13 protein-coding genes are annotated in these 15,224 nt (G+C 44.2%); 2 read left to right on the top strand and 11 right to left on the bottom strand.

All coding sequences use genetic code 11. The features are described from left to right. Window positions 1-139: 139 nt before the first annotated feature. From QET93_RS00930 to QET93_RS00970, 9 genes are all read right to left on the bottom strand, one after another. The gene (locus QET93_RS00930; protein WP_280132662.1) at window positions 140-517 is read right to left on the bottom strand and encodes a hypothetical protein; all 378 of its coding nucleotides are present in this window, start codon (window positions 515-517) and stop codon (window positions 140-142) included. Further along, complete coding sequence (locus QET93_RS00935; protein ID WP_280132663.1) at window positions 514-855, bottom strand: hypothetical protein; 342 nt, start codon at window positions 853-855, stop codon at window positions 514-516. The genes QET93_RS00930 and QET93_RS00935 overlap by 4 nt, the downstream gene beginning before the upstream one ends. Window positions 856-892: 37 nt before the next feature. After that, complete coding sequence (locus QET93_RS00940) at window positions 893-1,288, bottom strand: hypothetical protein (RefSeq protein WP_322190042.1); 396 nt, start codon at window positions 1,286-1,288, stop codon at window positions 893-895. A 250-nt stretch (window positions 1,289-1,538) separates the two neighbouring features. Then, the gene (locus QET93_RS00945; protein ID WP_280132665.1) at window positions 1,539-1,883 is read right to left on the bottom strand and encodes a hypothetical protein; all 345 of its coding nucleotides are present in this window, start codon (window positions 1,881-1,883) and stop codon (window positions 1,539-1,541) included. A gap of 43 nt (window positions 1,884-1,926) precedes the next feature. Beyond that, a complete protein-coding gene (locus QET93_RS00950) occupies window positions 1,927-2,412 on the bottom strand; it encodes a hypothetical protein (protein ID WP_322190043.1) in 486 nt (161 codons plus the stop codon). Window positions 2,413-2,416: 4 nt separating this feature from the next. Then, window positions 2,417-2,824, bottom strand: coding sequence for a hypothetical protein (locus QET93_RS00955; RefSeq protein WP_280132667.1), 408 nt, complete (start codon window positions 2,822-2,824; stop codon window positions 2,417-2,419). 16 nt (window positions 2,825-2,840) lie between these two features. Next, window positions 2,841-3,797: a hypothetical protein gene (locus QET93_RS00960; RefSeq protein WP_322190044.1), complete on the bottom strand. Its 957-nt coding sequence runs from the start codon at window positions 3,795-3,797 to the stop codon at window positions 2,841-2,843. 4 nt (window positions 3,798-3,801) lie between these two features. Further along, window positions 3,802-4,737, bottom strand: a complete 936-nt coding sequence (locus QET93_RS00965) for a hypothetical protein (protein ID WP_280132669.1) — start codon at window positions 4,735-4,737, stop codon at window positions 3,802-3,804. A gap of 11 nt (window positions 4,738-4,748) precedes the next feature. Continuing rightward, window positions 4,749-9,983: an RHS repeat-associated core domain-containing protein gene (locus tag QET93_RS00970; RefSeq protein WP_280132670.1), complete on the bottom strand. Its 5,235-nt coding sequence runs from the start codon at window positions 9,981-9,983 to the stop codon at window positions 4,749-4,751. Between QET93_RS00970 and QET93_RS00975 the strand changes: the two genes are divergently transcribed. Next, on the top strand, window positions 9,982-10,314 hold the full coding sequence (locus tag QET93_RS00975; RefSeq protein ID WP_280132671.1) for a hypothetical protein: 333 nt from the start codon (window positions 9,982-9,984) through the stop codon (window positions 10,312-10,314). The genes QET93_RS00970 and QET93_RS00975 overlap by 2 nt on opposite strands. Before the next feature lie 529 nt (window positions 10,315-10,843). On the opposite strand, the gene QET93_RS00980 is transcribed toward QET93_RS00975, so the two are convergent. Both QET93_RS00980 and QET93_RS00985 read right to left on the bottom strand, forming a co-directional pair. Then, the gene (locus tag QET93_RS00980; protein WP_280132672.1) at window positions 10,844-12,331 is read right to left on the bottom strand and encodes a hypothetical protein; all 1,488 of its coding nucleotides are present in this window, start codon (window positions 12,329-12,331) and stop codon (window positions 10,844-10,846) included. Window positions 12,332-12,372: 41 nt separating this feature from the next. Then, on the bottom strand, window positions 12,373-13,419 hold the full coding sequence (locus QET93_RS00985; RefSeq protein WP_280132673.1) for a glycosyltransferase: 1,047 nt from the start codon (window positions 13,417-13,419) through the stop codon (window positions 12,373-12,375). Between the two features lie 552 nt (window positions 13,420-13,971). Here QET93_RS00985 and QET93_RS00990 point away from each other — a divergent pair. Further along, a complete protein-coding gene (locus tag QET93_RS00990; RefSeq protein ID WP_280132674.1) occupies window positions 13,972-15,153 on the top strand; it encodes a 2-isopropylmalate synthase in 1,182 nt (393 codons plus the stop codon). The last annotated feature ends 71 nt before the right edge of the window (window positions 15,154-15,224 follow it).

A 15,224-nucleotide genomic window follows, 5' to 3' on the forward strand; every position in this document is an offset into this window, starting at 1 on the left:
TGCTGAATATATAGTTAATCCTTTTTTGCATACAGTTTTCTATTCTTTTTCTTCTCTTTCAAGATCTTTTCATCCGGCATTCAGAACATTATATTTCTTAATAATAAACAGAGTATATCCAAATTACATTTCGCTAATTTCACCTTCTCCTTTTTATTTTTTTCATTGCTTGATGATGAATTATCCTGGAAAACGTTTCCTTTCTTGAACCAAATCCAAATTTCATATAGAAATCAATTCTGTTTATGAGGTGTTTTAAATTGTAACATCCTTGAATAATTCTACTTGAAAATTCATCATATACTTCTAGTTTTTCGCTTGCGTATTTTGACTCCTCATACATCAACCAATAATAATCCTTGTATGTGAAAAAATCGCAAAAGAACATATCTCCCTTCTTAACGATATAGGCAAGTACAAATTTGTATTTAATATAATTACTCCTGCTCACAGTTTTTTTAAATTCCAACTCGTAGAGCAACTTTCCAATGATTTGATAATTTTCCATTATAATCATTTATACGTAATTTTTGCAAAACTCTCTTTTGAGAAATTTTTACTTATCCCAAGCCTATATAAAAGATATTCCTCGAAAATGCGAATAGCATCTTCAATACTATCTGCTGTGATAGTAGAATGAGGATTCCAAAACGTACATGCCTGAACCCATATTTTCTCTTGTCGGGGACTATATTTTCTTCCTTCCACATAATATTCTTCCAGGATTGACAAACTCGGCCGTACGATCAATTTATCGGTCGTGTAGAAATAGAATTCAACATTCAATAATAAACCGGCAATATCATATTCATACGAACTATGCAAATTATATTTTTTAATACCATCTAGACTCATATATAAAATCAAAAAAAGCAGACAATTAATTTGAAAATTATTTATTATTTATTTGATCTAAAACATCAGGCACATCAAAACTAGTAAGAAACTTATCTTTTCCTGTTAGAACAGAAATAACATTATTCTCGAAACGCACTTTTCTAGGTTCTTTTTTAGGTTCAGCTGTACTATAAACGCAATGAAGAACCTCTTTCCATTCACCTTTCTTCAAGCTGACAAGAATATATATATTATACACCCACATTCCACTACCAGACTCTTGTGAAAAAACGGCAAAATGTTCATTTTTTTCACAATGCCGACATATCCCTATCTTCCTAGGGACTTTAAATTCTTGATCCTTATATTCTTCAATCAAACTATTGTAGTCATCATCAGATAATTTCTTGAAATCAAATTCCAACTGACTAGAAAAGCAACTAATCGTCATCAACATTAAAAATAATATTATTTCATTATTCAATTATTACAATTAAAATAAATTTCCATCAATTATTCAGTCGGAAAATATCATTTTTCATCAAACCATCCAGTTATATCAAATTTATTAACAATCAATCCATTTTTTGCTAAAACAGAAATAGCGGAGTTTTCAAAAATTACTCTTCCCGGTATTTTTTTCAGATCAAATTTTGTGCAGTGTACATAGTAGAGAATTTTTTAATGCTCGATATTTTTCACTATAACCATCTATCGTTAATTTTCGCAAAGTTTTCTTTTGAGAAATTTTTATTCATCCCAAGTTTATATAAAAGATATTCTTCAAAAATACAAATAGCATCTTCCACGCTATCTGCTGTAATTGTAGAATGGGGATTCCAAAATGGAAATGCCTGCACCCATATTTTTTCTTTATTGATACTATTTTCTCTCTCCATATAATATTCTTCTATAAATAATAAACTTGGCTGTACAACAATTTTATCAGTAGTATAGAAATAAAACTCAACCTTCAAAAGAAGTCCAAAGATATCATATTCACATGAACTATGTAAATTATATTTTTTAATACCATGTAGACTCATATATAAAAACAAACAAAATTGAAACAGACAATTAATCTGAAAATTATTTATTATTTATTTGATCCAAAACATCAGACACATCAAAACTAGTAAGAAACTTATCTTTTTCTGTTAGAACAGAAATAACATTATTCTCGAAACGCACTTTTGCAGGAAAGAGTCTTGCCACTCCCGTACTAAAACCACAATTTTGAATCTCTTGCCATCCTCCTTTCTTCATCCTGGCAAGGATATATATATCATGAACCCATCTTCCACTACCTGCCGTTTGTGTAAAAACAGCAAAATTCTCATCTATTTTACAATAAGCACTATAACAAGATGGCATCTGCAGTTTTGGCAATTTAAAGTCTTGATTCTTATATTCTTCCTCCATCCTTTTACATTCATCATCTGATAACACTTTGATCTCAAACTCCGTTGGATGGGAAAAAACACTCATCGTCATCAACACAAAAAAAATCATTAATTTCATTGTCTTACTATTGTTTTCAGAAATAAAAATATTCTTGATATCTATTTCAATCAAATTGTTATTTTTTCTTAACCCATACTGATACATCAAATTTATTCACAATCAATCCGTTTTTAGATAAAATAGAAATAGATGAATTATCAAAAATTAATTTATCAGGTATTTTGCCAGGATTTTCTGTTTTATATCTACAATACTGAAGGAAATTCCATTTTCCATTATTACTCAATTGATACATATAGATCAAGCACGAATTGACACCGTCATTATCTTCTTTAGCAATCACAGAAAATAAGTTATTTATTTTACAATAGTGGAATGGTTTTTTAAGTATCATATTTTCATCCCATTTATTGACTGTCAAAATTTCATTATACACATCATCTGTCACATCAATTAATCTAAACTCGACCTGTTCAGAAAAACAAGTCATCGTCATCAACAAAAACGCTAGTATTATTTTCATTGCTTAATCTCTATAGCTAATCTTCTTTGCGAATAGTTTCTTTTTTCGTTTTCTTTTCCTTCAGAACTACTTTTTCATTCAACCATTTTTCAAAATTCTCAAACATTGTATCTGTAGACTTGCAATAACTGCTTGGCAGATAGTAATAAGTTGTTCTCATCAAATAAGTACTATTATCATTCAAAAGTTCATATGTTACATTTCCCCTCTTAAGTTCCTTTAAGCATTTTTTTCTAAAATCCTCATCATACATTATACGACAGTTGCCAATCATATCCTCAAATTCTACGTTTCTGCTCATATCTTTATGATCAACACCTATCCAATAGGAAAAGACCAGTACCATTAATTCATAAGAAAGTTCTTCGCAATCGATATTTTCCCTATTGAGCGCCTTGGTGATACAATTTAATAGATCAATATATGATTTCAAAAAATAATTCTCATCAACAAATTTTTTCTTTGTTTTTATTTTAAGTACATCATTGAGTTCATCAAATTTCAAACCTGTCTTTTTTTGGATATATTCATTATATAAATCAAATCTAGGCGACTTTTTGAGTACATGAAAAAAGTCATCGATTACCCACGAACATATATAATCCTTATCTTTATAAAAATTGTAGACGTCGATTATATTATTACCAATCAAGGAAATCATTTCCGTTTTCAATTCATCGCTGCGGCAAGGTAAATCCTTAGTTTTATTTTTATCCAAGGAAAAATTCGTATATCCCATCACAATAGAGTCTGGTATATAAAAATAATAAATCTTGAATTTACTCCAAAAAAAGTCGCTATATATTTCTTCTATTTCATCTTTATCCGAATATTTGAAATCATAATATTCGCTTTCTCCGAATAATTTAAGTCTAGTATATATAAGTAACTGATCCATCCCCGACGCATCAACCACAGAAATGAATACAAAACAAAAAAGTAATGATAAAATTTTCATTTTAATGAATTGCATATACCTAACCTTCTTTGCACATAGTCTCCTTTCTTTTTTCCTTCAGAACTACTTTTTCATTCAACCATTTTTCAAAATTCTCAAACATTGCACCTGTAGACTTACAATAACTGCTTGGCAGATAGTAAAGATTTGTTCTCAACAAATAAGTACTATTATCATCCAAAAGTTCATATTTTACATTTCCCTTTTTGAGTTCCTCCAAGCATTTTTTCCTAATATTCTCATCATATATTATAATACATTCATTAATAATATCTTCAAATTGAAGACTTTCCCGAATAATTTTGTTGTCGATACAAATCCAATATGAAAGCAATGTCCTCATTAAATCATAATACAAATATTCGCAATCAATATTCTCCTCATTAAGCGCATTAACAATGTACTTAAATGAATCAATATACAACCTTATTAAAAAATCCTCACCAACCAATTCATCTGTCTTTTTGGTTTCGAAAGAATCATTAATCTCCTCAACACTCAATCTCAATTTTCTTTGGATATATTTATTATATAAATTGATGTTCGACGACTTTTTTAGTCTTACAAAAAAATTATCTATCACCCAAGAAGGAATATTTTCCTTGTTTTTATAAAAATTAAATATTTTAACTACATTATCGCCAATTAATTTAATCATATTAATTTTCAATTCATGGCGACAATTATATATAGTCTGATTTTTAGATTTATCTAAAGAAAATTGCGTATGACCAAGCACAATGGATTCAGGGACAACAAAACAGAAAATAATCAATTTTCTCTCAAAAAAATTGGCGTATTCATGATTCATTTCATATTCATCTGATCCTCTAAATTCATAATATTCATACCCGCCTAAATATTTAATCTTATTATATATCCATATTTCAGAAATTTCAGATGCATTTAGATTGAAAATTAAAATAAACAAAAAAGCGAATAATAAAATTTTCATTTACTCACAAACTAAACATTAATATTTACGTGTTCATCTTTATTATCACAGTTTATATCTCTCATTCTTTCCCCCAATTGTTTAGACATATCTTCTATTGCTCTTTCCAATCTTTTTGCTTCCTTACTGAGGGATCTATCTGAAGATGTTAATGGATCTAATATATAACTATTATTTTCTGTCACCTTCCCATTGATATCATAGACCTTATAACCACCTTTAGAATCACAACAACATATTTTCCCTTTGGCTTCTATAACTATACTTCCTATATTACCTTGTTTTTTTATAGCACTCCCTACAGCTTCGATAGCTCTAATAGGTAGTTTAGCTCCATCGGCTACCATATCAAGAGTCGTTTCTAAAGTTTCTACAATTTTACCTTCTATTGTCTTTGTTATGATTTCTTTTGTTGAATCAAAAAATTGTTTAATTGGGTCAGATACTTTCAACTTTTCTTCATACATGCTATATAGATTAATGGAATAAGAAAAATCACCCTTATCACCTAATTTATCTTTATTGCATTCCATCAACCCTAGAAAATCATATTTTCCAATAGGGTTATTATAAATAATTTGATATAAATTGTATGAAAAATATATTTCTTTAACATAATCTCTATTAATCCACCTCCCATCTAAAGGATTTAGATATCGGTAATTATAATATATCATACCAAGTTCTTGATTCATTACTTCGCTTGAAAATCCAATGCAACCTAGTGCTAAATCGCCGGTTTCATTCATGATAGTCCCATACGGAGTATAGTCGAAACTTGCCTCAATACTGCCTGACGTGGTAACCCATTCCGTGATGTTCTTCACGAAGTCATGAACGGCGTAATAGAAGTTTCCATTCTTAATCTGCGCCAAAGGACGCGTGGCAACAGTTTCGGTAGGATTCCACAGAATAACGTGCTGCGTTTCGGTTCCACGGATCGCGGCCGTTTGGAGGTAGTCGTTATAGTGGTACATTTCATCGAATTCCAATTTGTCATTGCGTTTCAGAATTTTGTGCGTTCTTCTACCCATGTAGTCGTAGGTGCATTCGATCACAAGCGTACCGTCGGAACTTGAAAATCGCACGGGACGATTTTCAGCGTTATACACAACATCCCAGATTCCCGTTGTTGTCCGTACCCTTGTCTGGTTGCCGTCCGCATCGTAAGTGGGAATAAAGGCTGCTTCTTCCTCGGGATCAATGCTGGTGTACTGGTTCAGGTTATTGGAAAGATAGGATGTCATTTTGTCAAATTCTTCCGAATCCTTCCTGTTTCCGATATTATCGTAGCCGTAGTTAAAAGGAGTTCCTCCCAGATTGGCCCAGGTCAGCTCGTTGAGAGAATTATAAATAAATTGATCCTCCCTTGTTACTCCTTCCCGGATTTGAGTTCTCTCGGTCGGTCGTCCGAGTAGGTCACAAATTTGTGTTCGGTTACTGATCATGTTTTCCGCCGAGTTCCGGCACATAATACCCGATAATAGATCTCGTACAGGTTCGTAGGTATATTCCAACGAAACCGGGTCAGGGAAGTCAATCGACGACACAAAATGCGTCCCCGAGAGATAATTGAATTGAAATGCCCGTTCATCCTCCTGGCCGAGATTGTAGATATATCGGGACAATTGCCCCAGGTCGTTGTATTCCGTCGTTATCTCATAGGCTATCTCAGCCAACATGAAATTTCTCACAATTTGGAGAGTATCGAAATTGATTCGCCCATATTCATCATAGTGCCGAATATGGTAACACTCATCATTCCCTCGGAAATAGCATTCCAATTCAAGCTGGTTATATTCGTTATAGCCTCTTTGTTCGACGGGGATGCTATGCCCTTCCTGCGATATGCTCTGTATGCTTCCGAAACGGTCGTACTCAAATGAATAATCCGGTGTGGTGTCTCCATAGGATATCCCTGTCATGTCTCCCGTCAAAAGGTCATAGGTATAGGTGATGACAATGCCCCTTGCCAAGGTCTGTGTACTCTGGCGGTTCATGGCATCGTAGGTGTACACGAGCTGGGAGTTGTCCGCGTAGGTCTTCTTCAATTGAAGTCCCGTCGCCTCATCATACGTCCAACTGGTCGTATCTCCGTCGGTGCGGCTACTCGGATCTGTCGTGATCACGCTTCCCGGCACACGGAATGTCGTCAGACGAATCATATGATCCATCTCATCATAGCCGAAGACGGCGGGCTGGATGGCCGTACCGTATTCCGATATCTTGCGCCCCCGGATATCGTAGGCATAGCATGTCGTGTTTCCCAGGGCATTGGTAATGCAGGAAGGCTGGTCGAAACGGGAGTCATAAGCTGTCGTCGTGACTGCTCCCGCCGCATCTGTCAGCTTGACCGTCCGCCCAGCCAGGTCGGTTTCCGTCACGGTCGTGTTTCCGCGTCCATCCGTACGGGAAATCGTCATGCCGGTTGCCGTAAAGTTCCTGCTCTGCGATGTCTCAATACCTACATTGTCGGTTGCCTGCCGGAGCCAGCCGTCTACGACCACCGAACATGCCACCAAGGTTGATGTGGGGATCTTGCGATACAGCGTCCGCCAGGTCGGAGCAGTGTATTCCGACCATTCTTCGGTAATTTTCCCATAGATATCTGTCGTTTCCTTCCTGCTTTCCAGAGTCGGGCTTAAGGAAGAAACGAGTTTCGAGACAGTTTCAACCAATGGATCCCCGTTCTGGTTGTAGGTAGTCGTCGAAATCGAATCATAAACCCCATCCGCACGGGATTCGTATGTCCGGGAAGTTTGTTCTACCCGGGAGTTCTGGGGGGTGGGAACATCCTCCAGAGCTAAGGTCCGTTTGGAGACTTCCCCCATCACATCGTACTCATACAGGGTAGGAGCCATCTGCCCCGTCCGGCTTCGCACGAGCTGCCCCAGGGCATTGTAGCTATGCTCCGTCACGATCCATCCTCCCTGCGTATTGGCCCGTTCCTCACGGATCGTTTCTCCGAGGCCATTCCTGGTGGTACGCGACACGGCTACCCATTGACCACCGGACGTCTTCGCCGATACCGTCGTCCGGATACCATCCGCAACGACTTCATAACCGTAGCGAAGGTTTCTCTGCCCCGTACCGCTTTCCTCCCATGGAGTTCCGTCGGGATTGGCGATCGTGATCAAGGTCGCTCCGGACGGAGCCGTCCGAGTCGTGGTTCGCTGCGCTTCATTGTATGCCCATGTCGTCACCCGGCCCAAGGCATCAGTGGAGGAAATCATTCTCCCCACCCGGTCATAGGATTTCAAGATCTGTGTCGTCATCGCTCCGACATCCCGGCGTTCCGTCAGGATACGTCCGGCGCCGTCTCGCGTGTAGGACACAATCGTTTCCGGCGTCGTCTCAGTGGCCGCCCGAATCGTTTCCACCAATTGGCGAGCGGTATTGTAGCCATAGGAAGTCAGGATGCCGTCCTCGTCCGTTTTCCGCAAGGGGCCGCAACACATCCATTCGGCGGTCGATATACGGCCATTGCCGAACGTCGTCTTCGTCACATTGTGCTCGAAATCATATTCGTAATCAGCTGTCGCGGCAAGCTTCCAGCCCGTCCCTGCATGTACGTAGTTTTCCTCCCGCGTGACATCGCCATTGGCTGCAATATACCGGACACGGCGCTCGCTGCGTCCGGAAACAACCTGTCCGTTCATGGCAGTTTCCATTGTACGCATCCAGACGGCTCCGTATTGAGCTGTCCGCTCGTATGTATAACACTTTTGAAGTCCATTGACATCCTCCTCCAGCTTCACGCGTCCGCAAGCATAGGAACAAGCCGCCAATTCTCCATAGGTCTCCCGAATCGCGATGCGGGGGCCCGTCACCCCCAGCCCCGTTTGAGTCACCGTCGTGCGGTTCACCTGAGCAGAATCGCTGTAACTGTACGACGTGCGGGACAATTCCGTCTCCGTGCCATTTCCCTTCAGAATTGATTCAATTTTCAACAACGGACGGCAATCATTGAAGCGCAAATTCGCATACGTCGTCCGGACAAGCTTCTCGTCCGAACCGGCCCCCCACGGGGAAGCTTCCAAAACAACCCGGCCCTGGGCATCGTACTCGTAACGCGTATAGCCTCCATCGGGTTTGATTTCCAACGAAGGGCGGAACTGGTCGTTGTACACCCAGGTCGTCGTCCTGGGAGAGGAGGAGCCGTAGCCTTCCGTCCGGCTGATCGTCAGCCAGCCGCCAGCCGTACTCTTTTTCACGGTGCGGACACAGGACGTTGTATCGGAACCGGCACGCACGGATCGAATTTCTTCCCACATGCCGCCGGGCAGGTAGTTTCGGACGAATGTTTTGACGATACGATCATCTCCCGTACCTGCCGTCACCTTCACCTGCACGTCATCGACTTCCCGGAGGATCTCCGTAGCCGGCTGCCCCGTGCGCTGATTGATGATCTTCATCATTTTGGCGGAACCTTCCTGCCAGCACTCGTAGGAGTATGTCTTCAGCGGCAGCCCGGAGGCCGTACGTCCCGTGCGTGCATCGCCAACAACCTGATCACCGGAATATTGTTTGATGACAAGTTTGTTGAAACTCCGTTCCATCAGGAACAACCCCTGCGTGGAACTCCAGATGGAAGTAACTTCCCCGGCCGCGTCGCGGGTCACCTGAAGACGTTCGGCATATTCATCTGCGGTGGTGACAGCCCCGGAGCGCGTCGTCGTGGAGACCACCTTGCCGGTTTCCGTGGAAAAGCGGCGCTTGGAACCATCGGCCATCACCTGGCACAGGAAGGCAGGCCGATCATGCGTACAGGGAGTCAGATCGCTGTTGAGGAGCTGGACGAGCGAAGTATCCCTGCGGGAAATACCCTGGCGTTCCGCCCGGTCGGAATGGGGAGCGGCCTTGTAATACAGGCAACGGCCGGAGGATTTGGTAATAACGACCTGCCGGGAAGAAGCATCAAACGATGCCGTCCATTCCATCTGGCTGTCGAAACGGAAGGGAATGGCGGGGATATCAAGTTCCGCTCCGCGCATGGACCGGGAGGAAGCAGGAGGCTGGGGATTAGGCGTTCCGCCCACCTTGCCGGAGCTTTCGCAATGGTCCGGCTCGTCACCGTCTTCAATGGGGAGAGTCTGTCCCGTATCGCCGTCGCCATCTTCACAATCCTCGTCATCGCACTCACAGGACTGGCAATCGTCGTCATCCGTAGGCGGGTCACTCGAGGAAGAAGAATCACTGCCGCTCGACGAAGCGGAAGATTCGGAGCCGGATGATTCACTAGACATGGAGGAAGAGCTGCTACTGCTTGAGGAAGAACTCGACTCGCTACTGCTTGCCGAGGAAGACGCCGATGACGATGTTGCCGAGCTTGACCCACTGCTGCTTGCCGACGAGCTAGAGCCGCTACTCGCCGAAGAAGATGCCGACGACGATGCGGACGAACTCGATCCACTACTACTCTCCGATGCACTGGAACTGCTGCCGGACGACGAACCGGAGCTGCTACTTGAGGAGGAACTTGAACTACTGTTTGATGAGGAGGAGCTACTGCTCCCGGGATCATCTCCGGACGAGCTGGAACTACTGCTGCTACTGCTCGAGGAAGATCCATCCTGAAGAATATAACAACGCCCCTTCACGGCGCGATCTGTATTAAAATCCTCCTCACGATCAAAAGCCTGGATAAGCCATGATCCGGATCGGGCCATTCCCTCATTCAGTCCACAAATCACAGGAATCCTGCCCCCCGGGCATTCTTCACTGGTATAATATTTCGGGAAAGCCCATGGGAACGTTTCCACATCCTCTTGTGCGATGCGAAAATAAAGTGCGTTGGTAGAAACCTGGAAAGAATGGCTGTGATCCCCCTCCTTGGGGAAGATGTGGTAAGTCGGTTCAATAGTAATGAACAAAGGCTCTTTCGACGATAAAGAACCGGCAGGAGGAATACGGTGGGTATCCATATGCGAAACGATGGTAAGACTTTATAGAAAAACGGAAGGGGAAAAAACTCTTTCAGTACTATTCTTTAGATTCGCGTCTTTACAAACAAAGTCAAGATGGAAAACCAAGTTTCGCAATAAAAAAGAAAACCAACCGTTTCCGTCCACAAACTTCTTCCAGGTCCTCTCGGCCCCGCCTCCACTCATTCTCCCTGCCATTCCGGCCGCGGTTCATCCGGTTTCCGGGCTTCCAGACAGACAATCCCCAGTAACTCAAAGGGCTGGTCCGGCGAGGGGGAAGTCCGTTCCAATCCGGAAAGTTCCGATAGAGACGATTCTCCCGGAGTATGAAACGAAACTTCAAATCCATACAACCGCAGGCAGGCAGAGAGAGATTCACGAGACCAAAACGATTGCCATTTTTCAGCAAGCAACAAAGCATCCAGCTTCCAGGAAGGAGTCCGCGGAACGTTGAACTGCAATTTCAATAATTGATCATACGCCATAGGAGACGCATCTACCAGGCGGGCAACATCCTTTATCGCCACCCTCATCACCCCGCCCGGGCAAAGTCCCCTCCAAATTTCCTTCAAAAACAAAATCCATTCCTGTTGAGCCATCGATTCCACAATATGCTCCAAAAAGAAGAACCTGACTGTCCCGTCCTTCCACAGGAACGATATCTGTTCACTACCGGGAAGAAGAGTCTGGTTGAACCAACCTTGCAAAAAACGGGATTCACGGCTCACGTGGACAAGCTCCATTGAGGAGATTTCCGTATGCGAAGGAGCTTCCCCCGCGACGGAGTCGGACGGCAGAGGAAGGAGTTCCCATAAGGAAGGAAGATGATCCAGTTTTTTCAGTCCCAAAGAACCGTTGGAGAACGAGTCCTCCTTCCAGACCAGTTGCTCGACCGCCCAGAGTTTCCAGCGCAAAGTCAGGACACCATCGGGAGTCAATGACCACCAACCGAAACAATCCGAACGGCGCCGGCGGAAAACCCCGCCAGGAAAGAAGAGCAACTCATCCGTCCAATGGGGATGAACACCGCAATAGGCAGTGAGGGCCCGTGAATGCCGGAGTATCTCCAGCGCATGCAAGGTTTCCGGATCACACCAATGGGAGGATACCGTATCATTATGAGGAGCAGGATAACGATTGACTGCCAAAAACAAACGGGGAGTTGCCAAGGGAACGGCCCCGACCTCAAGAGCAATCTTCCCGAAGATCAAATCCTCCGCTCCGGTCAGGGGAATATGCTTCCTCTCCACAATTTTTTCGACAATCCGCCGGGAAAGCATGTAGCCGGCCCCTCCACTGGGAGCCTGGCGTTCCTCCAACAGCAGATCGCCAATAATTCCGTACCGGTCATCGGGAAGATCCCCCAGGCGGGAAAGATCCAGATACGTATCGTCATCGCATTTGAATAACCAGTCAAAATCGTAATGTTCCAGCGCATAACGGAAAAATGCCAGCACTTTGAGAGGAAGGGCCCCGTACGTATCGGGCACATCGAGTCCGATCGTATCAGCCCGTTCCTGTTCCGGAACAGCTCCTCCCAGGAAAAACAGGCATTCCACCCCAGGCGCAGAATGGGAGAGCCATGTGGAACGCACGGCATTCCTTCGTTCGGCGTAACTTTGCCCCGAACAAATACCGACGAGAATTCTCGTTTTTCCTTTCTTGTCCATGCGAGGAGAAAATATGCTGCAGGCGATTCCACGATAAAACTTCAAACAGGGAGCCGGGACATGGCCTCGAAAACTTCCTCCCAACTGGCTTGGGAAGCCTCCATGCCGCCCAATTCCAAGCCACGCAAACGGGCAGCCTCCGCCATGTCTTCCCGGAGGTGGGGTTCGTACGCCATCTTGGAAGCATAATAAATAAAATCCCGTTCATGGTCGCAGAGCCATCCCGTTCTGCCGTGTTCCACCATTTGCCTCCATCCTCCCCGATTATCCACAATCAGGACACTGCCGCTCGCCATTGATTCAAAGCCGATACGCGGCCAGTTCTCCGTCGTATCCGTCGGCTGGAGGATGATCTTGCAATGCTTGTAAAAATCCTGCTGGGAAACTTCATTCTGGTCGCGCGCCGTACGGATCCAGTCGTAGGGACGACCGATCTTGGCCTCGCTACGGTGGTCAAATCCCAGGAAAAGTCCGCGTTTGAAAACGGGAGCGACAAAATACTCGTAGATGTGCAAGGTATTTCTGGCAAATTTATCGGAGTCCTGCCTTGAGATACGTCCGCAACCGAAATACTCGTCCGTTCTTTCCGTAACAAACGGGAAGGAATCATTGTGGAAATAGGGTTTGAAGGTCAGGAACACAATGGATGGATCATTATTCAAGGCCTTGAGGAGGGGCATGTTCTTTTGACGCACCTCCTCATTCTGATACAGAAACATACCGATCATCCCCTCCCGCATGCGTTCCTTTTCCTTATCGAAAAGCCAAGTCATGCAATTGACGAACACGGTGCGTTTCGTATGTTCCCGTATAGCCGGAAGGTTATCCAGGAATTCCGCATTGCAAAACCCTATAATGGCATCGTCCGGTTGAAGGACAGTCCAGTCATTGGGGGCATGGATATGGACACCGTGACGAACCATGTCGAGGTACAGACTCTCATTCTGCGCCCCGCCATTTGTCGGGATGAGGTTCACATCCATCCCCATCTCCAGCCAAAGGATGATCTGGTGATGAAGTTCCGTACCCGCACCGCCATAACGGCTGGGGAATCCATTGACAAAAATACGTTTCAGAGGCGCAGTCATAACAAAAAAGGCAATAATCCAGTTAAGAACCAATTCTATCCATAACATTCCAAGACATGCTCTGCAACTCAATTCAACGGAGAAGCAGGTTGTTTGCACAAACATCCCTTTGACCTTGTTCATATCAAAAAATTCCGCATCAGGGAAATAAGACGAGTCACATTAGAAAAAACCTGACAGGAAGAAACCATACTTTCCCCTACGTCGCAGCTTGCCGCATACATCCCAGGAGGAACTCAAACACGCATCTCACAAAACCCGGCCTTGACTCGAAGTTCTTCCGAGAGTAGAAAGAAAGAAGTCCCTTCTTTCCGGCAAAAAGCCGGGGCTGGGTATTTGGAATTGAGATTTCGCAAATGAACACCTTCTTCGCCAAGGCTCTTCTTTTGCTACTTCTCGGACGCTGAGTCCGAGAAGATCATCCCCTATGCGCCGGTGTCCTGCCGTTCCGGCGCCCCTTGAATAAAACGGCATTTGATTCATTTGACACCATGTCCCTCTTCGCCCTTCCGGATGGATCCGGGAAGGCCCCACCTCTACCCCTTTACATTCATGATCCCTCAAAATCATATAGATATTTTCGACACCACGCTGCGCGACGGAGAACAATGCCCGGGAGCCAGCATGACCATGGAACAAAAAGTCCGGATCGCCCATCAGTTGGAACACCTGGGCGTTAATATCATCGAAGCCGGCTTTCCCGTCATCTCCCCGGGAGATTTCAACTCCGTAGAAACGATTGCCCGGGAAACCTCCGCCAGCCGGATTGCCGGATTGGCCAGATGCGTCACCAAGGATATCGATGCTGCAGCCCGAGCACTGGCCCCTGCCGGAGAACGAGCCAGAATCCACCTGGTTCTGGCCACCTCGCCCATTCACCGCCAATACAAGCTCAACAAAAACCGCAATGAAGTGCTTGCCATGGCACGTAGCGCCGTCTCCATGGCCTCAGATCTGGCTGGCGAGGTTCAATTCTCGGCAGAGGATGCCTCCCGGACAGAACCGGATTTTCTTGCCGAAGTCACGGAAACCGTTATTGATGCAGGAGCACGCATCGTCAATATCCCCGATACCGTCGGCTATGCCATGCCGAACGAATACGGCCACTTGATCAGCCACCTGGTCCGCAATGTTTCCAACATTGACCGAGCCGTCCTCTCCGTCCACTGCCACGACGACCTGGGAATGGCCGTCGCCAATTCTCTGGCTGCCATCCGCGCGGGGGCACGCCAAGTAGAAGGCACCATCAACGGCATTGGTGAACGGGCCGGCAATACGGCGCTGGAGGAAGTCATCATGGCTCTGCGCACGCGTTCCGCATTCTTCAACAATGCCGTCACCAGCATCAATACTCCGGAACTTCTGCACACTAGCAAAATCGTCGCCCGGGAAAGCGGCATGCCAGTGCCCCGCTCCAAGGCCATTGTCGGAGCCAACGCCTTTGCTCACGGTTCCGGCATTCATCAGGATGGCATGTTGAAAAACAAGACCACCTACGAAGTCATGCGCCCGGAAGACGTCGGATGGTCGGAAACGGAATACCCCCTGACCAAACACTCCGGGAGGCACGCCGTCCGCATCAAACTGGAAAGATTGGGAATCTCTCCCACCGATCACGAGATGAACGCATTTTTTCCTATTTTCAAAAAAGCCGGCGATCAATGTAAATTCATCGACGATCAGGAGCTGATCCATTTGTTCCATCATGGGGTTATCATCTCCCCTGTATCATAAAAAAATGTCATCTTTTTCTGGCCTTCCAGCATGAAATACTCTAATAATTATCACTGATTCCATAACATAAT

The sequence above is a fragment of the Akkermansia sp. N21116 genome (assembly GCF_029854705.2).
In the GTDB taxonomy this organism is placed as follows: Bacteria; Verrucomicrobiota; Verrucomicrobiia; order Verrucomicrobiales; family Akkermansiaceae; genus Akkermansia.

What these genes read in the sequence shown, in the direction of transcription:
- QET93_RS00930 (WP_280132662.1), bottom strand. Translation starts at nt 517, where the DNA reads ATGATTATAATGGAAAATTATCAAATCATTGGAAAGTTGCTCTACGAG.
- QET93_RS00935 (WP_280132663.1), bottom strand. Translation starts at nt 855, where the DNA reads ATGAGTCTAGATGGTATTAAAAAATATAATTTGCATAGTTCGTATGAA.
- QET93_RS00940 (WP_322190042.1), bottom strand. Translation starts at nt 1,288, where the DNA reads ATGACGATTAGTTGCTTTTCTAGTCAGTTGGAATTTGATTTCAAGAAA.
- QET93_RS00945 (WP_280132665.1), bottom strand. Translation starts at nt 1,883, where the DNA reads ATGAGTCTACATGGTATTAAAAAATATAATTTACATAGTTCATGTGAA.
- QET93_RS00955 (WP_280132667.1), bottom strand. Translation starts at nt 2,824, where the DNA reads ATGAAAATAATACTAGCGTTTTTGTTGATGACGATGACTTGTTTTTCT.
- QET93_RS00960 (WP_322190044.1), bottom strand. Translation starts at nt 3,797, where the DNA reads ATGCAATTCATTAAAATGAAAATTTTATCATTACTTTTTTGTTTTGTA.
- QET93_RS00965 (WP_280132669.1), bottom strand. Translation starts at nt 4,737, where the DNA reads ATGAAAATTTTATTATTCGCTTTTTTGTTTATTTTAATTTTCAATCTA.
- QET93_RS00975 (WP_280132671.1), top strand. Translation starts at nt 9,982, where the DNA reads ATGGAGGAAGAGCTGCTACTGCTTGAGGAAGAACTCGACTCGCTACTG.
- QET93_RS00970 (WP_280132670.1), bottom strand. Translation starts at nt 9,983, where the DNA reads ATGTCTAGTGAATCATCCGGCTCCGAATCTTCCGCTTCGTCGAGCGGC.
- QET93_RS00980 (WP_280132672.1), bottom strand. Translation starts at nt 12,331, where the DNA reads ATGGACAAGAAAGGAAAAACGAGAATTCTCGTCGGTATTTGTTCGGGG.
- QET93_RS00985 (WP_280132673.1), bottom strand. Translation starts at nt 13,419, where the DNA reads ATGACTGCGCCTCTGAAACGTATTTTTGTCAATGGATTCCCCAGCCGT.
- QET93_RS00990 (WP_280132674.1), top strand. Translation starts at nt 13,972, where the DNA reads ATGATCCCTCAAAATCATATAGATATTTTCGACACCACGCTGCGCGAC.